General features: G+C 72.0%; 14 protein-coding genes. 10 read left to right on the forward strand and 4 right to left on the reverse strand.

The window, feature by feature from the left end:
• Window positions 1–64 precede the first annotated feature (64 nt).
• The 6 genes from WMF29_RS32470 (at window position 65) to WMF29_RS32495 (ending at window position 7,665) form a co-directional block, all read left to right on the forward strand.
• Complete coding sequence (locus WMF29_RS32470; protein WP_437323997.1) at window positions 65–2,056, forward strand: multicopper oxidase family protein; 1,992 nt, start codon at window positions 65–67, stop codon at window positions 2,054–2,056.
• 245 nt (window positions 2,057–2,301) lie between these two features.
• On the forward strand, window positions 2,302–3,417 hold the full coding sequence (locus WMF29_RS32475) for a phosphotransferase (protein ID WP_437323998.1): 1,116 nt from the start codon (window positions 2,302–2,304) through the stop codon (window positions 3,415–3,417).
• Window positions 3,414–3,944 carry an adenylyl-sulfate kinase gene (locus WMF29_RS32480; RefSeq protein WP_437323999.1) on the forward strand — a complete coding sequence of 177 codons (531 nt, stop codon included), beginning with the start codon at window positions 3,414–3,416 and terminating at the stop codon, window positions 3,942–3,944. Before WMF29_RS32475 ends, WMF29_RS32480 begins: the two co-directional genes overlap by 4 nt.
• The gene (locus WMF29_RS32485) at window positions 3,941–5,560 is read left to right on the forward strand and encodes a protoglobin domain-containing protein (protein ID WP_437324000.1); all 1,620 of its coding nucleotides are present in this window, start codon (window positions 3,941–3,943) and stop codon (window positions 5,558–5,560) included. Before WMF29_RS32480 ends, WMF29_RS32485 begins: the two co-directional genes overlap by 4 nt.
• Window positions 5,561–5,634: 74 nt before the next feature.
• Window positions 5,635–6,066 carry a response regulator gene (locus tag WMF29_RS32490; protein WP_437324001.1) on the forward strand — a complete coding sequence of 144 codons (432 nt, stop codon included), beginning with the start codon at window positions 5,635–5,637 and terminating at the stop codon, window positions 6,064–6,066.
• 204 nt (window positions 6,067–6,270) lie between these two features.
• Entirely contained in the window at window positions 6,271–7,665 is a 1,395-nt protein-coding gene (locus WMF29_RS32495) for a sigma-54-dependent transcriptional regulator (RefSeq protein ID WP_272094956.1), read from the forward strand.
• Between the two features lie 214 nt (window positions 7,666–7,879).
• Here the strand turns inward: WMF29_RS32495 and WMF29_RS32500 are convergent, their stop codons facing one another.
• The 3 genes from WMF29_RS32500 to WMF29_RS32510 all read right to left on the reverse strand — a co-directional run bounded on the left by WMF29_RS32500 (window position 7,880) and on the right by WMF29_RS32510 (window position 11,259).
• Window positions 7,880–8,998 carry a branched-chain amino acid aminotransferase gene (locus WMF29_RS32500; protein ID WP_437324002.1) on the reverse strand — a complete coding sequence of 373 codons (1,119 nt, stop codon included), beginning with the start codon at window positions 8,996–8,998 and terminating at the stop codon, window positions 7,880–7,882.
• 165 nt (window positions 8,999–9,163) lie between these two features.
• Window positions 9,164–9,799: an MBL fold metallo-hydrolase gene (locus WMF29_RS32505; protein ID WP_437324003.1), complete on the reverse strand. Its 636-nt coding sequence runs from the start codon at window positions 9,797–9,799 to the stop codon at window positions 9,164–9,166.
• A gap of 182 nt (window positions 9,800–9,981) precedes the next feature.
• Window positions 9,982–11,259 (reverse strand): hypothetical protein, encoded by a 1,278-nt coding sequence (locus WMF29_RS32510; RefSeq protein ID WP_437324004.1) that lies wholly within the window; start codon window positions 11,257–11,259, stop codon window positions 9,982–9,984.
• Window positions 11,260–12,114: 855 nt separating this feature from the next.
• On the opposite strand from WMF29_RS32510, the gene WMF29_RS32515 reads away from it, so the two are divergent.
• Window positions 12,115–13,203: a serine/threonine-protein kinase gene (locus WMF29_RS32515; RefSeq protein ID WP_437324005.1), complete on the forward strand. Its 1,089-nt coding sequence runs from the start codon at window positions 12,115–12,117 to the stop codon at window positions 13,201–13,203.
• 59 nt (window positions 13,204–13,262) lie between these two features.
• Here WMF29_RS32515 and WMF29_RS32520 read toward each other — a convergent pair whose 3' ends face one another.
• Window positions 13,263–15,140: an amidohydrolase family protein gene (locus WMF29_RS32520; protein ID WP_437324006.1), complete on the reverse strand. Its 1,878-nt coding sequence runs from the start codon at window positions 15,138–15,140 to the stop codon at window positions 13,263–13,265.
• Between the two features lie 1,083 nt (window positions 15,141–16,223).
• On the opposite strand from WMF29_RS32520, the gene WMF29_RS32525 reads away from it, so the two are divergent.
• From WMF29_RS32525 to WMF29_RS32535, 3 genes are read left to right on the forward strand one after another with little or no spacing between them, the layout of a single operon-like run.
• Window positions 16,224–18,371 carry a TOMM precursor leader peptide-binding protein gene (locus WMF29_RS32525; RefSeq protein WP_437324007.1) on the forward strand — a complete coding sequence of 716 codons (2,148 nt, stop codon included), beginning with the start codon at window positions 16,224–16,226 and terminating at the stop codon, window positions 18,369–18,371.
• A gap of 11 nt (window positions 18,372–18,382) precedes the next feature.
• Window positions 18,383–19,156: a SagB/ThcOx family dehydrogenase gene (locus tag WMF29_RS32530; RefSeq protein ID WP_437324008.1), complete on the forward strand. Its 774-nt coding sequence runs from the start codon at window positions 18,383–18,385 to the stop codon at window positions 19,154–19,156.
• A gap of 31 nt (window positions 19,157–19,187) precedes the next feature.
• The gene (locus WMF29_RS32535) at window positions 19,188–20,225 is read left to right on the forward strand and encodes a TOMM precursor leader peptide-binding protein (RefSeq protein ID WP_437324009.1); all 1,038 of its coding nucleotides are present in this window, start codon (window positions 19,188–19,190) and stop codon (window positions 20,223–20,225) included.

Consider the following 20,225-nt stretch of genomic DNA (forward strand, 5'->3'; position numbering starts at 1 on the left):
TCGCCCGTCATGATGCCCCGCGCTCACGGCGCGGGCCGTGATCCAGGGAGATGGGGTGTCCTCCATGAAACGACGAGAGCTCCTGAAACATGGTTTGGCCGCGACAGGCGGGCTCCTGGTGCTCCGGCGCGGCGTTCTGGCGAGGGCGTCCCTCGACACGTGCACGGTCCTCCCGCCCGAGGAACCGACCCTCGCCGGCACCGTCATCGCTCAGTACCAGTACCGCCGCCCGCTGCTCGTGCCGCCCGTCATGCCCAAGGCGAACAGGCGCCACGACGCCGGCGCCCGATTCGACTACTACGAGATCGCCGTCCGGCAGTTCGAGCAACAGGTCCTGCCGCCCGAGCTGGGCCTGTCGCCGACGAAGGTGTGGGGCTACGGCTCGATTCACCACCCGGAGACGTTCAGCTACCCCGCGTTCACCATCGAAGCGAGGTACCGAAGGCCGGTGCGCGTGAAGTGGATCAACGAGCTCAAGGACCCAGCGACCGGCCGCTTCCTCCCTCACCTGCTCCCGGTCGACCCCACCCTCCACTGGGCCAACCCGCCTGGCGGCGTGGAAGGCCGCGACAGCCGGCCCACGTTCCCTGGCGATTGCCCGCCGGGACCCTACCCGGGCCCGGTGCCGATCGTCACGCACCTCCATGGGATGGCCGGGGTGGCGCAGGAGAGCGACGGCTACCCGGAAGCCTGGTTCCTCCCCGCGGCGAGCAATATCCCCGAGGGATATGCGGAGACCGGCACCTTCTACGACTATTACCAGGGCACGTCGCCGCTCGGGGACCTGTGGGAGCGGGGCGCGGCCGTGTTCGAGTACCCGAACGACCAGCGGGCCGCGACGCTCTGGTACCACGACCACACGCTCGGCATCACCCGGCTCAACGTCTATGCGGGGCCGGCCGGCTTCTACCTGCTCCGCGGCGGCCCAGGCGATCTCCCGCCCGGCGTGCTCCCCGGCTCCGCGCCGCCGCCGGGCCACAACCATGGATGCGGGCCGTACGAGATCCCGATCGTGATCCAGGACCGCTCCTTCAACGACGATGGGTCGCTCTTCTACCCGAAGACACGCGGGCTCCCCCCCGAGCTCGCGCACCTGTATGTCCCGAATGGCCCCTTCCCGCCGATCTGGGTCCCGGAGTTCTTCGGCGATGTCATCGTCGTCAACGGCCGGCCGTGGCCTTACCTCGAGGTCGAGCAGCGGCGTTACCGCTTCCGCATCCTGAACGGCAGCGACTCGCGGTTCTTGATCCTGAAGATGGATGATGGTCGCTCGTTCTGGCAGATAGGCTCGGACAGCGGGTTCCTCCCCCGCCCGGTGGAGCGAGCTACCCTGTTGCTCGCCCCGGCCGAGCGCGCGGACGTGATCGTGGATTTCAGCGATGCCCGCGCGGGCACCGAGATCATCCTCCTCAACATCGGTCCGGACGAACCCTTCAACGGCGGCGTGCAGCCCCCGGCCGATCCGGCGACGACAGGACAGGTGATGCAGTTCCGCGTCGTGCCGGCGACGAGCAGGGACACGAGCACGCCCCCTTGTCAGCTCAGGCTGCCGCGGTTCGAGCCGCTCGGAGACGAGGACGCGGTGCGGCGGGTGTCCCTCAACGAGCTGAGCCTCGCGAGCGCCCCCGAGGCCGGCCCGCTGGCGGTCGTGCTGGGCACGTTCTCGCCGCCGGGCTCCAACACGCCGAAGCCGCTCTTCTGGGACGATCCCATCACGGAGAACCCGGCCCCTGGATCGATCGAGATCTGGGAGATCTACAACTTCACCATGGACGCGCACCCGATCCACATCCACGAGGTCCTGTTCCAGGTCGTCGAACGCCAGCCGTTCGCCACCCCGCCGCTCCCGCAGCCCCCGCCGCGTCCGCCCGAGGCGGGCGAGGAGGGCTTCAAGGACACCGTCGTCGCGCTGCCGCTCGAGATCACGCGCATCAAAGCGAAGTTCGAGAAGCCTGGCCGGTTCGTGTGGCACTGCCACATCCTCGAGCATGAAGACAACGAGATGATGCGGCCTTACCAGATCGGCCACCCGCCGCCCGGGATCCCGACCCGCTGATCCCGCCCCGCCTCACGCCGCGCGACGTCGCGCGGCCCCGCGCACGCCTCGCGCGGCGGCGCAGGTCCTGCGAGCGCCCGGCCGGTCCCGGTGCCGTGCCCGCGCTCATCAGCCCGCCGCAGGCCCCGCGAGATCCAGGATCCGACCGCTCCCCGAGGTGCTGCTGGAGCAGGCTCGTCAGCTGTGCGGTCTGCTTCTTGCTGCGCGCAGGGGCACGCGAGCACGTCGCCACATCCGAGGAGACCATGAGCGCCCCGTCGGTCCTGCCTGAATCCGATCCCGCACGCCCGGTCCGCCAGCTCATCGATGCAGCGTTTCCTGAGGCGCGCGTCGAGGAGATCACCCCCCTCGGACCCGACGACCGCTCGGGCCACGACCAGACCGAGAAGGCCGCCGGCTACGGCGTACCCCGCCGGATCACGGTGGTGAGGCCCGATGGCTCCAGGCAGAAGCTGGTCCTGCACACGTCGACCGCGGACGCGTTCGGCCACGACAGGCGCGCGGATCGCGCGGCGGAGGCGCTGCTCGCCTTCGACACCTTCGGATCGATCCCGGCGCATGTCGAGGTCGTGGACGTCGGCTCGCTGACGCGCGACGGTCGCTTCCTGTCCCTGCGGGATGCGGGCGAGTTCTATCTCCTGACCACGTACGCGGAGGGAGACGTCTACGCCGCGGATCTGCGCCGGATCGCGAAGGAGCGGCGCGCGGGCCCGGAGGATCTCGCGCGCTGCGAGGCGCTCGCCAGGTACCTCATCGCCCTCCACGGCGCGAAGGGCGCGCAGCCGGGCAGCTACCGCCGCGCGGTGCGCGATCTCGTGGGCCACGGCGAAGGCATCTTCGGCATCATCGACGGCTATCCGGACGACGTGCCCGGCGCGCCGCCCGAGCGGCTCCAGGCGATCGAGCGGCGCTGCGTGGCGTGGCGATGGAAGCTCCGCGGCCGGGATCAGCGGCTGGCCCGCACGCACGGCGACTTCCACCCGTTCAACATCGTGTTCGACGAGGCGTCGCGGCTCACGCTGCTCGACACGAGCCGCGGGTCCCAGGGCGATCCCGCGGACGACGTCACCTGCCTCGCCCTCAATTACGTCTTCTTCGCGCTGGACGCGCCCGGCGCATGGCAGGGCGGCTTCCGCGCGCTGTGGCGGCGGCTCTGGGAGGTCTACCTCGGCTGGAGCGGCGCCGCGGGGCTGCTCGACGTGGCGGCGCCGTTCCTCGCGTGGCGCGCGCTCGTGCTGGCCAACCCCGGGTGGTACCCCGCGGTCACGGCGCGGGCGAGGGACACGCTGCTCTCCTTCGTGGAGCGCGCCCTCGACGCCCCCCGCTTCGATCCGGACGACGCCGAGAGGCTCTTCGCGTGAGCGGCGGGGTCGTCTGGATCACGGGGCTCCCGTCGTCGGGCAAATCCACGCTGGCCGCGCGGGCGCATCGGGCGCTGCTCGGCGAGGGGCGCGCGAGCTGCGTCCTCGACGGGGACGAGGTGCGCGACGCCCTGGTCCCGCGGCCCGGCTACGACCCGCGCGCTCGCGACGATTTCTACGAGACGCTCGCGCGCCTCGCGGCGCTGCTCGCGCGCCAGGGGCCGATCGTGATCGTGGCGGCGACGGCGCACCGCCGCGCCTACCGGGAGCGCGCCCGCGCGCTCGCGCCGCGGCTCATCGAGGTCTACGTGGACGTCGCGGCGGCGACCTGCAGGGAGCGCGACCCGAAGGGGCTCTACCACGCGGCCGGCGCCGGGGAGCTCGGCGCGCTCCCGGGCGCGGGCGTCGACTACGAGGCGCCGCTCGCGCCGGAGCTCGTCGCGCGCGGCGGCGAGGACGAGGCGGCGCTCGCGGCGCTGATCGAGCGCGCGAGATCCTGGTCCGCCTCGGCGGGAGCGGGGCCGTGATAGACACGGTCGCCGTGCCCGCGCAGGAGACGCTCTTCGACGAGATCAAGCGGTACGTCCGCTTCAGCGAGCAGGACGAGCGCTGGCTCGCCGCGCTCCGCGCGCACGCGGAGCCTCACTTCCCCCGCATCGCCGACGAGTTCTACGATCGCATCCGCGAGCACGAGGGCGCGCACGACGTCTTCACCGGCGAGGAGCAGGTGGAGCGGCTCAAGCGATCGCTCGTCCGCTGGATGACGCGCATCTGCACGGGGCCCTACGACGGCGCGTACTTCGACGAGAGCGCGAAGATCGGGCGGATCCACGTCCGGGTGGGCCTCCCCCAGCGGTACATGTTCACGGCGATGACGCTCATCCGGCTCGCGTTCGACGAGATCGCCGAGAGCGCGCTCGGCGCGGAGGTGAACCCGGTCAGGGCGGCGGTGAGCAAGGTGCTCGATCTCGAGCTCGCCATCATGCTCGAGACGTACCGCGACGACTTCCTCGCGCGCGCGCAGCGCGCCGAGCGCCTGGACCGCGAGGAGGTCGGCCGCACGCTCGCGCGCACGGAGCACCGGTACAAGAGCGCGGTCGAGCTGGCCCGCGTCCTCGTGGTGGGCCTCGACGCGCAGGCGATCGTGCGGCTCTTCAACCGGGAAGCCGAGCGGATCACGGGGCTCGGGCGCGAGGACATCCTCGGGATGCCGTTCGCCGATGCGCTCCTCCCCGAGGAGATCCGCGCGGATCACGGCGCGCTCGTGGAGGACGTCGCCGCGGGCCGCCGCGCCAGCGTCGATCTGCTGGAGAGCATCGTCCGCACGCGCGCCGGCAAGATCCGCGAGGTGCGCTGGCAGCTCGCGTACGCACCTTCCGCGGCCGACGACGAGGTGGTGCTGTTCGCGATCGGGCAGGACACGACCGACGAGAACGCGCTCGCCGCGCGCGTGCGCCAGAGCGAGAAGCTCGCCGCCGTGGGGACCCTCGCGGCCGGCCTCGCGCACGAGATCAGGAACCCGCTGAACGGCGCGCAGCTCCACGTGACCTTCCTCGAGCGGGGGCTCGCGCGCGCCGGCCTGAAAGATCCGGACACGCAGGAGGCGATCCATGTCGTCCGCGACGAGATCCGCCGCCTGTCCGCCCTCGTCAGCGAGTTCCTGGACTTCGCCCGGCCGCAGCCGCTGTACCTCCGGCCGACGCCCGTCGTCCCGCTCTGCGAGCGGGCGGCGCGCGTCGCGGCGTCGTCGGACGGCGCCGGCGCGCAGGCCGTCGTGAAGGTGGATCTGCCCTCGACCGACGTCGTGCTCGACCTCGATCCCGCGAAGATCGAGCAGGTCCTGCTGAACCTGCTCCGCAACGCGATCGAGGCGGCGGACGCGGCCGGAGGCGGCACGGTCACCCTCCGCGCGCGGCGGCAGCCGCGCCACGCCGTCCTCGAGGTGGAGGACGACGGCCCCGGGATCGCGAGCCCGGACGCGCCGATCTTCGATCCGTTCTTCTCGACGAAGCCGAACGGCACCGGGCTCGGGCTGGCGATCGCCCACCGCATCGTCACCGATCACGAGGGGACCATCGAGTTCCAGAGCCGCCCGGGGAAGACGCTGTTCCGCGTGACCCTGCCGCTGCGCCGCTCCGGCTGACCTACGCCGCTCTGCTCGGCGCGCGCGGCCCGCCGCCCTCACGGGCTGGCACGCAACTTGGTAGAGATCCGGGCGTGGAACCGCGCAGCACCGAACAGCCGCTGATCCTGCTCGTGGACGACGACGCTCGGAGCGCTCGCCTCCTCGAGCGTCTGCTCGAAGAGGACGGCTTCCGGGTGGAGCTGGCCACCGACGGCGCGCTCGCCATCGCGCGGCTGGCCCGCCATCCGATCCCGGACATCCTGGTGACCGATTTCCGGATGCCCCACGCCGACGGCATCGCGGTCGCGCGCTACGCGAGGTCGCTCCGGCCGGCGCTCCCGCTGTTCTTGCTCACCGGGTATCCTGAGCTCGTGGCGCGGCTCGGGCGGGGGCTCGAGCCCGCGGCGGTGGTGCACACCAAGCCGGTCGACTACATGGCCCTGAGCGCCGAGCTCCGCGCCAGCGTCGACGCGGCGCTGAGCGGCTCCGCGCAGCCGAGCTCCCGCTCCCCTTCCCCGGCCTGAACAGGGGGGCGCGCCCGACGCTGCGAACGGCTTGCGTCCGCGTGCAACGGCTGCGGCCCGCGCCCGTGTACAGTGCTCGCGGCGCGCGTCGCCCCGCCCGCGGCGCGGCCCCTCCCGCCGGCGTCCTCGGGACGCGCGCGGCCGCGCCGCGGCCGAACGAGGGTCGCGGCGCCTCGCGGACACGGTATCTTCGGAAGGAACGATATGAACGCTGAGAAGAAGCAGAGCTCGAGGGTGCTCGTCGTGGACGACGAGGCGAGCGCGCGCTCGGGGCTGGAGAAGCTCTTGCGCCAGGAGGGTTATACCGTCGACGCGGCGGCGGACGGCGTCGAGGCGGTCGAGGTCGCGGCGGAGCGGCCGCCGGACGTCGTCATCACGGATCTGAAGATGCCGAGGATGGATGGGGTGGCGCTGCTCGGGAAGCTGCGCGAGCAGGATCCGGCGCTGCCGGTGATCGTCGTCACCGCGTTCGGGGACGTGACCTCGGCGGTGCTGGCGATGCGGGCGGGGGCCGAGGATTACCTGACGAAGCCGGTCGACTTCGACGCGCTCCTCCTCACGCTGGAGCGCGCCCTCGAGCGGAGCGCGCTCCGGGTCGAGGCGGAGAACCTCCGACGGCAGCTGCGAGAGCGCCAGGGCGAGGGCGTGGAGGGGCTCATCGGGACGAGCCCGGCGATGCAGAAGGTCTACCGGATGGCCCGGCAGGTGGCGGGCGCGCGGGCGACGGTGCTCATCACCGGCGAGAGCGGCACGGGCAAGGGCGAGCTCGCGCGCGCGATCCACGCGAAGGGCCCGCGCGCCAAGGGGCCCTTCGTGACCCTGCACTGCGCGGCGCTCGCGGAGTCACTGCTCGAGAGCGAGCTGTTCGGCCACGAGCGCGGCGCGTTCACCGGCGCCGACAAGCGGCGCATCGGGCGCTTCGAGCAGGCGCACGGCGGGACGCTCTTCCTCGATGAGGTCGGCGAGATCGCCCCCTCGACGCAGGTGAAGCTGCTCCGCGTCCTCCAGGAGAGGACGTTCGAGCGCGTCGGCGGGAACGACTCCGTCACGGTCGACGTGCGGCTCATCGCGGCCACGAACCGCGATCTCGCGGCGGCGGTGCAGGAGGGCCGCTTCCGGGAGGACCTCTACTACCGGCTCAACGTCGTCCACATCGACATGCCGCCGCTGCGCATCCGCGACACCGACGTGCTGCTCCTGGCGAATCACTTCCTGCGCCGGTTCGCGTCGGAGAACCACCGCAAGATCGAGGGGTTCACCGACGAGGCCCGGGCGAAGCTCATCGCGCACCGGTGGCCGGGGAACGTGCGGGAGCTCGAGAACGCGATCGAGCGGGCGGTCGTCCTGTGCGACGACGCGCGCATCGACGCGGAGCACCTCCCCATCGACGCGGCGCCCGTCGCCAAGGGGGCCCTGCGGATCCCGGGCGCCACCATGGCGGAGATAGAGCGTTACGCCATCCTGTCGACGCTCGAGGCGACGAACGGCTCGACGACGCGCGCGGCCGAGCTCCTGGACATCAGCATACGCACCATCCAGTACCGCCTGCACGAATACGGCCTGACGGCGAAGTCCAAGCGCCCGCCGGCGGCGGAGTAGAGCGGTCTCCGCCCACCTCTCCACCACGCAGAGCAGAGCGGCGGTCACCCTCTGCACCATGCAGAGCAGAGCGGACGGTCACCCTCTGCACCACGCAGACCAGAGCGACGGTCACCCGCACAGGAGACGGGCCCAGATCGGCGTTTTCGGCGCGCAAGCGCACTCCGGTGCGCTGAGCACCGAAAACGCCGAGGTGGGCCCGTATCCGAAGCGGCTAGACCACGTCGTGCATCCAGCCGTGGCGATCGGGGGCGAGGCCGTGCTGGATGTCGAGAAGCGCGTCGCGGAAGCGCGCCGCCACGGGGCCCGTCTCGTTGTCGTGGATGGAGAAGGTCCCCTCGCGGGACTTCACGGCGCCGATGGGCGTGATGACCGCGGCGGTGCCGCACGCGAACGCCTCGGTCATGCGGCCCTCGCGCACCGCCGCGCGCCACTCGTCGAAGGTGACCCTGCGCTCCTCCGCGGCATAACCGAAATCCCGGGCGAGCTGGATGATGCTGTCGCGGGTGATGCCCGGCAGGAGCGTGCCTGTCAGCTCGGGGGTCACGATCACGGGGCGCCCCCGCTCCTCGTAGACGAAGAAGATGTTCATTCCCCCCATCTCCTCGACGACGCTGCGCTGGACGGCATCGAGCCAGACCACCTGCGCGCAGCCCTCGGCCGCGGCGTTCATCTGCGCGAGCAGGCTCGCGGCGTAGTTGCCCGCAAACTTGGCTGCGCCCGTGCCGCCCGGCGCCGCCCGGACGAAATCCTCCGAGATCCAGACCGTCACCGGCTTCACGCCCTGAGGGAAATACGCGCCTGCAGGCGACGCGATCACCAGGAAATCGTAGTCGCGCGACGCCCTCACCCCGAGCGCCACCTCGGTGGCGAACATCAGCGGTCGGATATACAGGCTCTCGCCAACCGGCGAGGGGACCCATGCGCGATCCTGGCGGATCAGGGCGTCGACCGCGCCGACGAACAGGTCGACCGGCATCTCCGGCATCGCCAGCCGGCGGGCAGAGCTATTGAAGCGGCGCGCGTTCGCCTCCGGCCGGAACGTCTTGATGCGCCCGTCCGGCTGCCGATAGGCCTTGAAGCCCTCGAAGATCGCCTGACCGTAATGCAGCACCATCGCCGCGGGATCGAGCGTGATCGGGGCGTACGGCCTGAGCTGCCCGCGGAGCCAGCCCCTGTCCGCCGCGTACGGGATCACGACCATGTGCTCCGTGAACACGCGCCCGAAGCCAGGGTTCTGCATGCGCTGCGCGCGCTCCGCGTCGCCGAGGGGATGCGGCGTGGCTAGGATCTCGAGATCGACCTTCGTGGCAGGCGCGCTTTCAGTGCTCATCGTGCTCGACTTCCGCGGCGGACAGCGGTCGACCCGGCTCGGGTGGGCCGATGCGCGTCATCGTCGCGCGGCATTTTTCGAAAGAATTCTGGCGGGATGCAAGCACTTTCTCGCGAGAAAGCACCGCGGCGACGCGCATAAGCGGGCGCGCGAGCGGGCGGCACGTCACGACCGCAAAAAGGGATTTCTGTCGCGCTCCTCGCCGATCGTCGTGGAGGGGCCGTGTCCGGTGACGACCCGGGTCGACGGATCGAGCGTGAGCAGCTTGCCCCGGATGGATGAGACGATCGCCCGCGAGTCGCCTCCCCACAGATCGGTCCGGCCGATGCTGCGCCGGAACAGGGTGTCCCCCGTGAACGCGACGGCGCCCGTCTCCGCGAGCACCAGGAACGAGACGCTGCCCGGCGTGTGCCCCGGCGTGTGGAGCACGTGCAGATCGAGCCCGCCCGCCTTCACGACCGCGCCGTCGTTCAGGTCGCCGTCGACCTCGCACCGCTCCGGCAGCGCAATGCCGAGCATCGCCGCCTGGACGGGGAGCATGTCGTAGAGGAAGCGATCGGCCTCGTGGATGCGGGCCGCGGCGCCGGACCAGCGCTGGAGTGGCGCCGTGGCGCCCACGTGATCGATATGGGTGTGCGTGTGCACGATGGCCGCGACCTTCGCGCCGGCCTGCTCGACGCGCGCGCGGATCTTGTCGAAATCGCCCCCGGGGTCGATGACCACGGCGCCCTTGCTCACAGGGTCGACGAGGATCGAGCAGTTGCACCCCAGCGGACCTACGGAGAACGTCTCGAGCAGCACGGGGCGAGCTTGTAGCACGCTGCGCCCCGACCTCCACGCGCGACATCGTCGGCGAGGCGGCGCCGCGAGCCCCGATCGACCGCCGCCCGGAGCGCGCGGCGCTGCGGCGCTGATGGGCGCGCGGAGAGCTCGCATCCTCGGGGCCTCGGACGCTCGATCCCGCGCGCTGGCGCCCGCGGCCGCTACTTCGGGGCGCTCACGATGGTGCCGTCCATGCCGAGTCCGTTGGTCCAGTAGACGCGGGTCGCGTCGAGGGCGATGCCATAGGGCGACGGCTCCCCGGCCGCCACGGCCCCGATGATGCCGTTCGGCAGCATCCTCATGACGTTCGGCGACGTGGGGTCCGCCCAGTAAACGCCCGTCGCGTCGGCGGCGATGCCCCTCGGGTTCCCCTGCCCGCGCGCGATCACCGTGGGCTCTCCGCCGGTCTTGGCCACGCGCACCACGTTGCCGGTCCTGCTGGTCGTCCAGTAGACGTACGTCGCATCGACGGCGATCTCGCGCACCTGGCCTTGATCGGCCGCCAGCGTGGTGAACGGGCCTTGGCCCCTGGAGTCCTTGGGAGCGGACATCACCATGCCGCGCTCGTCTCGCACGGTCCAGTAGACGCGCGTCTCGTCGACCGCGAGGGCGTGGGTCGTCCCGCCCCCGTCCGAGATGACGGTGAACGGCCCGTTGCCGTTCGAGTCCTTCCGCGCGCGGACCACGGAGCCGCCGCCCTCGCGGTTCGTCCAGTAAACGAACTCCTCGTCGATCGCGACGCCGAACGGCGCGGCCTGCCCTGCGGCGATCGCCACCGGCGCCTCCTGGCCGCCGACCCGCGCCCTCATCACCCGGCCGTCGTTCTCGCCGGCCACGCCCTGGTTGGCCCAGAAGACGTGGGTGGCGTCGGCCTTGATATCGGCCGGCTGGACCTGCCCGGTAGCGATGTTGATCGCGACAGTTTCGCCTTGCGTCCACTGCCTGACCACGCCCTGCTCCCCGTTGGTCCAGAACACGACGCCGTTGGCGACAGCGAGGTACAGGGGATCCTGCTGGCCCGAGATGTGGATCGAGGTGCGGATGCACGTGCCGTCGCGGCAGGTGCCATCGCACTCGACGGGGCAGGTGCCGCAATGGAGGGCGTCGTTGGTCACGTTGACCTCACAGCTGTTCTCGGCATCCGCGTCGCAATCGACGTAAACGTCCCCGCAGACGGGCGGCTCGTCGACGATGGGCCCCACGCCCCCGCTACCGCCGCTCCCCGCGGTCGCTCCTCCCACGCCCGGCTCGCCCCCGGTGCCCTGGCCGCCCACGCCCGCCGCGCCCCCATCGCCCGGCGCGCCGCCCTCGCCTCCTCCCGCGGAAGCCGTGCTCCCCGGACCGGACCCACCGGTAGTGAAGAGGTTCGACGCCTCAGGCGTGGAGCAAGCTGCCACGGCGAGTCCGGAAACGAGCCCGAGGAGAACGGTGCGACGCATTGTGCTGTGCATGGAAACCTCCACCCATACAGGCTACACGAGCCTGTCGAAAAAACGCATCTGTGAACTTGATGTGTTTTCAAACCTAATTCGTCCGCGCACGACCGGGCACGCCTCGTGCGGATCCGGAGGAGGATGACGCCGATGCGGCGGGCGAGGGCGCTCGTGGCAGGACAGCAGGCTCGACCCCGGCGCTGGTTCGGCCGCCCCGCGGGCGCGCGGCTGGAGCTCCGGCGATGTCGCTGGATCTACCGACAAGTGGTCGCGCTCCGCCGTCGACGGGCGAGCGCCGCTCGTCGACGGCGGAGCGCAACGGGCTTTCGCCACGTCCGGGGCGCGCGCGACTCCGCATCTCGTGCGGCCGGCGCTCGCCCATCGCGCGATCGCGCGGCCGCGCGGCCGCGAGGCACAGGTGATGAGCCGTCTCCGCGCGCCCCGGCCGGAGACATGATGAGGCCGCGCCATCAGAGCAGGAGACGGCGCAGCCAGGGGACTCACGATCACGGCGGAGCGGTGGAATCTCGAGAGCGCGCGCGGCCACGGCGGCGGGCGCGATCTCCCGAGGGCCTCTCGGGAGGCCTGGCTCACGCGTGCTCCGTGAGCTCCAGCTTCAGCGCCGCCCGCCCGCTCCCGAGCGCGCATCGTCCCCGCGCCCAACCGGGAAGATGGCGCTGGGCGCGGAGGGGCGCTACCCTCCGGACGCCGCGTGTGTGAGCATACGATGTCATCCAGGGTGGATCCACTGTTCCGCCGCGTGGCGCGAGGTCACGGGGGAGCGCGCGGCGCGGCTGTGCGTGCCCTGCGCTGCGGCCTCTTCAACGCCGCGCGCGGGGCTCGGCCTGGAGGCGCGGCCGTATGAGCGAGTCCGTGTTCATCGCGGGAGGCCAGGCGAGCTCCGCGGCGCGAGAGCGCGCGATGACGCTCGTCGGGCGCACGCTCGTCCACCGCTATCGCCTCGAGGAGCTCGTCGCGATGGGCGGCATCGCCGCCGTCTTCAGGGCAAAGAAGCTCGCGACCGGCGAGGACGTGGCCGTCAAGGTGCTCCACCCGGACGCCGAGGAGCTTCCGGAGCTCATCGAGCGCTTCGAGCGCGAGGCGCTCGCCGGTCGCCACATCTTCCACCCGAACGTCGCGGCGGTCTACGAGATCAACCAGCTCGACGACGGCGCGTGGTTCATGGTGATGGAGTTCATCCGCGGCACCACGCTGCGGAAGCTCATCGACCAGGGCCCCGTCCCGCCGGCGCGCGCGGCGAACATCGCGCGCCAGCTCGCGAGCGCGCTCAACGCGGCGCACGACTTCGGGATCGTGCACAGGGACGTGAAGCCGCTCAACGTCATGGTCCTCGACGGGCCGGAGGAGCGCGTCCTGCTCATCGACTTTGGCCTCGCCAAGGTGCCGATCGAGCAGTTCTCCATCACCGACGACGGCTCGCGCCGCTCGCTCACGAACGCCGGGGTGCTGCTCGGCACGGTGGCGTACATGGCGCCCGAGGCGGCGCTCGGCATGCGCTCCGTCGACCGGCGGGCCGATCTCTACGCGCTCGGGGTCATCCTCTACGAGATGCTCGCGGGCAAGCACCCCTTCACGGCGGTCGAGCCGTCGGCGCTGTTCGCGCAGCACCGGTCGGCCGTGCCGCCGCCGATCGCCGAGCGCTCCCCCGGCGTCGTCGTCCCGCCCGCGCTGGAGGCGGTCGTGATGCGCCTGCTCGCCAAGGACCCGGACGACCGCTTCCCCCACGCGCGCGCCGTGCTCGTGGCGCTCGACGCGGCCCTCCAGAAGATGAGCGCGCCGGACAGCGGCATCGCCATCGCCGCCCCGGCCAGCCTCCGGGCCGCGGCCAGCTTCATCGAGCGGCGGACCTCGCGGGCCGTGATCGTCGGCGCGGGCATCCTGTTCTTCGCGATCGGGAGCGTGATCGCCTGGCTGCTCGCGTCGCGCTGAGCGCGCGCGGCGTCGTCGCGCGCGCTCGGCGTCATCGCGCGCTCGGCGTCATCGCGCGCTCAGCGGCGCTCGGCCTGCTCGCAGGTTCCCACGGAGAGCCCTGCGAGCGCGGAGTGATCGACGCACCGCTCGCCGCCCGGGCACGGCGCGCCGCGCTCGCCGCGCGGATCGCAGAGCGCTCTGCAGGTGCTCGAGGGGTCGCAGACGCAGCCGGGCGCGCACGCAAACGCCGCGTCGCACGGCTGCCCGTCCGAGCCCGCGCCCGCGTTCCAGCACGACGTCGAGCCGTTGCCCCAGAACACGCAGGCAGCGCCGTTGGCGCAATCCTGCGCGAAGAGATCGCAGCCGTCGCCGTCGATGCAGGCCCCCCCCGTGAACGAGCCGCTGTCGAGGAAGCACGCGCTCCCGGGCGCGCAGTCCGAGGCGGCGCGGCAGGTCGCGGCGCAGACCTGGGCCGGGTTGCACGACTGCGCCGGCGCGCACTCCGACGCGGCGAGGCACGCCTCGCCGGGGCCGGCGCCCGTCCTGGGCTCCCGCGCGAGGCTCGTCTTGCGCGGCAACGCGAGCGCCTCGCGATCGAGGAGGACGCCCGACTTGTAGACGCGCGACACGCGCTCGAGCGCGCGGACGTCGGCGAGCGGATCGCCGTCGACCACGAGCACGTCCGCCAGCGCCCCCCGCTCGATGCGCCCGAGATCGGGCCGCCCGAGCACGTCCGCGGCGCGGCGCGTGGCGGCGGCGAGCGCCTCGAGCGGCGGCATCCCGACCTCGACGAGGAGCGCGACCTCGCGGCGCAGGCTCAGCCCGTGAAAGACGCCCGGGTTGCCGGCGTCGGTGCCGGCGGCGATGGTGACCCCGGCCTCGTAGCAGGTGACGAGGTTCGCGATCGCGTGGTCGCGCCGCCGCCCCACGAGCTCCAGGAAATGCGCCGTCCTGAGCTCCGCGAGCAAGGAGGGATCGCGCAGGGCCGCGATCACGCCGATCGGCACGTCGTCGACGAGGGTGGGGTCGTCGAGCTCGGTCAGCGCTCCGTGGGCGGTGCGGTACAGGCCATCCGCCACCGCGAGGGTGGGGACGACGACGGCCCCGGCAGCGGCCATCCTCCGCGCGAGCTCCGGTGAGATTCGGTCCTCGTCCGGGATGTGCGCGAAGAGCGTCACGCCGCCGTCGAGCGCGGCCTCGACGTCCGCGGCCGCCGTCGCGTGGGCGATCACCCGGACGTCAGCGGCCGCGGCGGCCTCCTGGATCGCCGCCACGGACGGGCGCGTCAGGCGCGGGAGCTGCATCGATCCGCCCGCCTCGAGCACGATCTTGATGAAATCGGGCGCCCACGGGAGGAGCGCCTCGAAGGCCCCATCGACGTCGGCGGGCGAGTCGATGAAGACGCAGGAGTCGCCGGGCGGGCTGCCCTGATAGCAGGGATGCCCTCCGGTCGGCGTGAGCAGCGGCCCGGCGGCGAAGAGCTGCGGCGCGAGGAGGTCGCCGGCGTTGATGCGCGCTCGCTGCTCGAAGATGACGTGCTGGGATGAGCCGAGGTCGAGGTACGAGGTCACGCCCGCGCGGAGCATCGCCTTCGTGTGGTCCTCGAGGTGGAGCTCGGCGTCGTAGTACGCATAGGGCCCGGCGACGCTCAGCGAGTGGACGTGGAGATCGATGAGCCCGGGGAGGACCGTCTTGCCGGCGACGTCGACGACCTCGCCGCCCCCGGCCTCGACGCCGGGCTCGGCGTCGCCGAAGACGACCTGCTTCACCCTGTCGCCCTCGATCACCACCGTTGCCCTGGCCGCGCGCGTGCCGTCGAACACCATGCCTCCCTTCAGCACGGTGCAGCCCGCACACCCCACGTCGGTCGCGCTGGGCGTCGAGGGGCGCTCCGCGACGCCGCAGCCTGCGAGCCAGTGTGACGCCGCGACGACAGACAAAGCGAGGCGACCCATCGCCGATCCGAGCGAAGTACGACGCATGACACTCCGTTGTTGATGGGCGCCTCTGGCACCCGAGGAGAGGCGGACCGGGTACCGGAGGCAGCGACGAAAAGCAATCGAATGAGGCGGCGTGCACAGGGCAGTGCGCGCGCGCCCGCAGCGTGCCGCGTTATCCAGGATCGTTCGCGCCGAGGAGGCCTGCGCGGGCGAGGCGCTCCGTCCCCGACGCCCCTCTCGGCTCTCCGGCCCGAGCGGAGGATCGCTCCGCATCGCGGGCCGGCTTGACAAATAGGCCTATCCCGGAAGCGCCGCCGCTCGATCCCACGGAGGGAGCGCAGGGTTGAACTCTCGATGTTGTCCCGGCCTTCTCTGCTGCTCCGGCGGCGTTCAGGGCCAATCGGGAGAGCCGCCGGCGCGGGGCGAGCGAGAGAAAGGAGCCCGCGGATAACCCCCTTTGGCGGCGGCATCTCTCGTGCTGTCCACGGTTCGGGGCGCCCCTGGAATGATCGGGAGTCCAACCGAACTTCCGTCGCCCGGCGACGAGCCACCGTATTGACGAAGACCCTTTGCGTGCCTCACCTACTCGTGGGAGGCTCTGCGATGAGTGATCCGAAAAGCGAAAACAATTCTCCGAAAGATCTGGACGTGACGGTGAAGGAGCTGCGCAACGCCATCAACGATTTGTCGGCCAGGCTGGACGACATGGCAATAGCGACTCCGGCCAGCTACAACTGCGGCTGCGGCGGCTGCGGCCACTGCGGCGGCTGCGGCTGCGGCGGGTGCGGGTGCAGGTGCGGCGGGTGCAGGTGCGGCGGGTGCAGGTGCGGCTGTAGCTAGCCCTCAGGCCGCCCGGGCCCAGCGATAGAGCTCTGGAGGAGGACGAGGAGCGCGAAGTTCGAGAAAGGCACCTTCCCGTCTTCCCCGGCTCACCACGACCGCACGACGTCGCGCGGTCGTGGTGAGCTTGCGAGTTTCTCCTCTCCTTCGCTTGTCGGGGCGCGACTCCCCGAGCAACAGAGTTGAACCTCTTTACCGAAGGTGCAGGGCGGCCGCTCGTCGAGGGGCCGCCGCGCTGCGCTTTCCTGGAGATCTCGCGTGGCTACTCAACTGCCCAGCTCAGCGACCACCGCTCCCTCGCTCGACGGGACCGCCCCGCCTGCGCCGGCCCAGGTGCGCGAGAAGATCGCGCGTTCGCGCGTCCTCGTGGTCGGGCTCGAACCGTGGGGCGCCATCGCGGCCACCGAGCTCGCGTGTCTGGGCGTCGGCGCGCTCCACGTCCTCGACGACAGGGAGGTCACGGCCGACGATCTCGGCCCCTTCGCCGAGGCGGATCTCGGAAAGGATCGCGCGCGCTCGCTCTCCACGGCGCTGTCGCGGCTCGCCCCCGGCTGCGCGGTCACGCCCGGGACGCTGCTCGCCGCCGCGGGTCGCCCGATCGTCCAGGAGGACACCGGCTGGGACCTGATCCTCGCCTGCGTCTCTGGCGATGATCTCCTCGTCCTTCAGGGCGTCGCCCGCTTCGCTCACGCGGCGTCCGTCCCGTCGCTCAGCGCGCACCTCGAGGGGCTCGACGCGGTGATCGGGCCGGCCGTCGTGCCGGGCGAGACCGCGTGCTGGGAGTGCTGCCGCCTGCGGAGGCTCGCGGTGAGCACCCAGCGAGAAGCGGATCACGCGCTCCACGCGTCGCTCCTCGCCGCGCGCCCGGAGCGCCGCGCGCGCACCTACCTCGCGCCGATGCCGGCGTTCCTGGGCCACGCCGTCGCGCTCGCGGCCCTCGATCTGCTGATGAACCGCGCCGCGTCGCGGCTCGCGGGCCGCTTCATGGTCCAGGGCCTGGTCGACCCGGAGGCGTCGCTCCACTCCTTCCTGCAGATGCCCTGGTGCGCGGTCTGCGGCGGCGCCGCCGAGGCCCTCCGCACCGGGGGCGCGCGTCGGGGCGGGGGCGCGCTCCTGCGCGACGCGCCCGACGCCGCGGCGCTCCGGCGGATGCTCGCCGGCGTCGTCGACGCGCGGGCGGGCATCGTCCAGCGCCTCACGCTCGACGCGACGAGCCCGGCGCTCGCCCCCGAAGCGTGCCTCACGGCCACGGCGTTCCTCAGCGACTACACCGACGGCTCGCCGCACGCCCACGGCTCGCGCGAGCCGCAGGTCGGCACCGGAAAGGGCGTCACGGCCGTCGAGGCCTTGATCAGAGCGACCGGCGAGGCGGTCGAGCGCTACTCCGCCGAGTTCGTCGACCGAAAGCAGCTCCTTCGCTCCTCGGTCGCCGAGATGAAGGGCGACTTCATCGCTCCGGAGCAGCTCTGTCTCTACAGCGAGGCGCAGTATGCAAAGCCCGGATTCCGCTACGCGCGGGTCGATCCGGCCGCGCCGATCGACTGGGCCCTCGGGCGCTGGATGGACACGGGCGCGCCCGTGTATGTGCCGGCGCTCCCGACCTACTACGGCTACTGCGCAGGACACGACGCGCACTTCTGCCAGGTGACCTCGAACGGGCTCGCGGCGGGCGCGACGCTCGAGGGCGCGGCGATGGGGGCCGCGCTCGAGCTCATCGAGCGCGACGCCTTCATGATCTCGTGGCTCGCTCGCCGGCCCGGGCGGCGGATCTTGCCTGATGACTCGCTCGACCCCGAGCTGCACGAGATCGCCCGCCAGCTCGAGGAGCGCGGCGCCCGGATCGAGCTGTATCTCCTCGACGCGGGCGTCTCGGTCCCCGTGGTGATGTGCGTGGGTTACGGCGACGGCAAGCGCTGGCCCGGCGCGGTGGTCTCGATCTCCGCCCACCTGAGCCCCCTCAACGCGATCAGGAAAGCGATCCTGGAGCAAGGCCAGATAGGCAATTACGTCTTTCGCCTGATGACGGGCGAGTCGCTCGTCATCCCCGAGCGTCCGGAGGACGTGCTCACGCTCGAGGATCACGCGATCTACTACCTCCCCGCGAGCCGCGCCGCGGCCTTCGCCTTCCTCCGCAAGGGGGGCACGGTCACCGCCGCCGAGCTCGAGGAGCCCGAGGAGGTTTCGCTGCCCGAGCTCACCCGGCGCGTGCAGGCCGCGGGACTGCGCATCGCGATCGTGGACGTGACGGCGCCCGACCTGGCGGCGACCCCGTTCCGTGTCGCCCGGGCGCTCGGGCCCGCTTTCCAGCAGATCCATTTCGGCCACCAGCTCGCTCAGCTCGGTAATCCGCGTCTCCGTTCGATGACCCCCCACGGCATCAACCCTGACCCTCACCCGATGGCCTGAGAGAGGACACCATGGCAAGGAGCAAAGAGGCGGACATTGCGCGGCTCTATCATCTCCAGTCCTCCCACGTGAGGTCGCGGCCCCTGGAGCCGCCGTTCGACGGGGATCTCCGGCCGCTCAACTTCCGCACCTACGTCGGCTCGGCGCGCACGCCGCTGCCCGGGCGCGACTTCGCGATCGACGCCCCGCTCGGCGCGGTGCTGGAGCAGCGGCGGTCGCAGCGCGAGTTCGCCCTCAGGCCGATGCCCATCGAGGCGCTCGGGCGGCTCCTCCACGCGAGCTACGGCGTCCGTGGCACGCGAAATGTCGAAGGGGCGTGGACCTGCGATCGCCCCGCGCCCTCGGCCGGCGGCCGGTATCCGCTCGAGATCTACGTCGCGACGCAGGCCGTCGAGGGGGTCCCGGACGGCCTGCACCACTACGACCCCCGTGCGCACGAGCTCGAGCTCCGCCGGGAAGGCCTCGCGCACGCCACGCTCGTGGATCTCACGGCGGGTCAGGACATGATCCTGAACACCAATGTCGTGGTCATCATCACGGCAGTGCCGTTCCGCACGATGTGGAAATACGGCCAGCGCGGATATCGCTTCCTGTGGCTGGACGCCGGGCACCTGGGCCAGAACCTCTATCTCGTCGCGACGGCCATGGGCCTCGGCCCGGTGGCGATCGGCGGATTTTACGACGAGGAGCTCAAGGCCTTCCTGGCGCTCCCGGCCGAGGAAGACACGATGTACATCGTCTGCATCGGTCAGCCCGCGCCGGCCGGGGGCCGGAAGGGGCCTTAGCGTGCCTGAACCAGAAGCGTCGGAGAGCACCATGCCCAGCATTCGACTCAGCCGCTCGGCCAGCATCACGCCCACCGACGTGGGCGTCATCCTCAGCTCCGATCTCGGCACCTTCCAGCTCACCGGCCTGGACGTGAGCGCGTTCGTCGAGCGGATGGTGCCGCTGCTCGACGGGTCGCGCGACCGGGAGGCGCTCGTCGAGGCGCTCGCGGACTACTCGCGGCAGAGCGTGACGGCGTTCCTCGACCTGCTCGCGGCGCGCGGGCTGGTCGAGCCGGTGGCCGCAGAGGCGCCGTCCGGCGACGGGGAGCGCCTCCGCGGGCAGCGCGAGTTCCTCCGCAAGTGGTCGTCGGCCCCGGAGCAGGCTGCGCAGCGGATCGCGAACGCGCGCGTGCTCGTGGTGGGCCTCGAGCCCTGGGGGACCTCGGCCGCCCTGGCGCTCGCGGGGGCGGGCGTCTCCGCGCTCCGCCTGATCGACGGCGGCGCGGTCGGCCCGCGCGACGTCGCGGTGGTCCGCGCGCGGGGGGCGGCGGCGCTCGGCGCGCCCCGCCGCGGCGCCGTGGCCGCGCTGATCCGCGAGCACGCGCCGCTCTGCCGGGTGGACGAGAGCGCCTCCGGCGCGCTGGAGGGGGACGATCTCCTCTCGCCGGAGGGGCTCCCTCACCTCCTCGTCGCGGCGGTGCGCGGCGACGACGCGGAGCTCCTGGAGCGCGTCGCGCGGTTCGGCCATCGCGCAGGGATCGCCTCGCTCTTCTCGCACCTCGCGGGGACGACGGCCGTCCTGGGGCCCCTCGTCTTCCCGGGGAAGACGGCGTGCCGGGTCTGCGCGGCGACCGAGGCGCTCAACCCCTCGCCCGCGGCGCGCTCCCTGGCCGAGCCCGCGCCGCACGCCGGCACGATGGGTCAGCTGCTCGGCCACCTCGTGGCGATGGAGGCCCTCAAGGTGCTCTCGGCGTACACGCCCTCCAGGCTCGGGGGCAGGTTCCTGATCCAGGACCTCGCGACGCTCGAGACATCGCACCACACGCTCGTGAGGCTGCCCTGGTGCAAGGTTTGCGGCGATGGATGA

This window comes from Sorangium sp. So ce381, assembly GCF_051473845.1.
In the GTDB taxonomy this organism is placed as follows: Bacteria; Myxococcota_A; Polyangia; order Polyangiales; family Polyangiaceae; genus Sorangium; species Sorangium atrum.

Excerpts from the sequence above, each read along its gene's own strand:
- WMF29_RS32470 (WP_437323997.1), top strand. The coding sequence starts at position 65 with ATGAAACGACGAGAGCTCCTGAAACATGGTTTGGCCGCGACAGGCGGG.
- WMF29_RS32475 (WP_437323998.1), top strand. The coding sequence starts at position 2,302 with ATGAGCGCCCCGTCGGTCCTGCCTGAATCCGATCCCGCACGCCCGGTC.
- WMF29_RS32495 (WP_272094956.1), top strand. The coding sequence starts at position 6,271 with ATGAACGCTGAGAAGAAGCAGAGCTCGAGGGTGCTCGTCGTGGACGAC.
- WMF29_RS32500 (WP_437324002.1), bottom strand. The coding sequence starts at position 8,998 with ATGAGCACTGAAAGCGCGCCTGCCACGAAGGTCGATCTCGAGATCCTA.
- WMF29_RS32510 (WP_437324004.1), bottom strand. The coding sequence starts at position 11,259 with ATGCGTCGCACCGTTCTCCTCGGGCTCGTTTCCGGACTCGCCGTGGCA.
- WMF29_RS32515 (WP_437324005.1), top strand. The coding sequence starts at position 12,115 with ATGAGCGAGTCCGTGTTCATCGCGGGAGGCCAGGCGAGCTCCGCGGCG.
- WMF29_RS32520 (WP_437324006.1), bottom strand. The coding sequence starts at position 15,140 with ATGGGTCGCCTCGCTTTGTCTGTCGTCGCGGCGTCACACTGGCTCGCA.
- WMF29_RS32530 (WP_437324008.1), top strand. The coding sequence starts at position 18,383 with ATGGCAAGGAGCAAAGAGGCGGACATTGCGCGGCTCTATCATCTCCAG.
- WMF29_RS32535 (WP_437324009.1), top strand. The coding sequence starts at position 19,188 with ATGCCCAGCATTCGACTCAGCCGCTCGGCCAGCATCACGCCCACCGAC.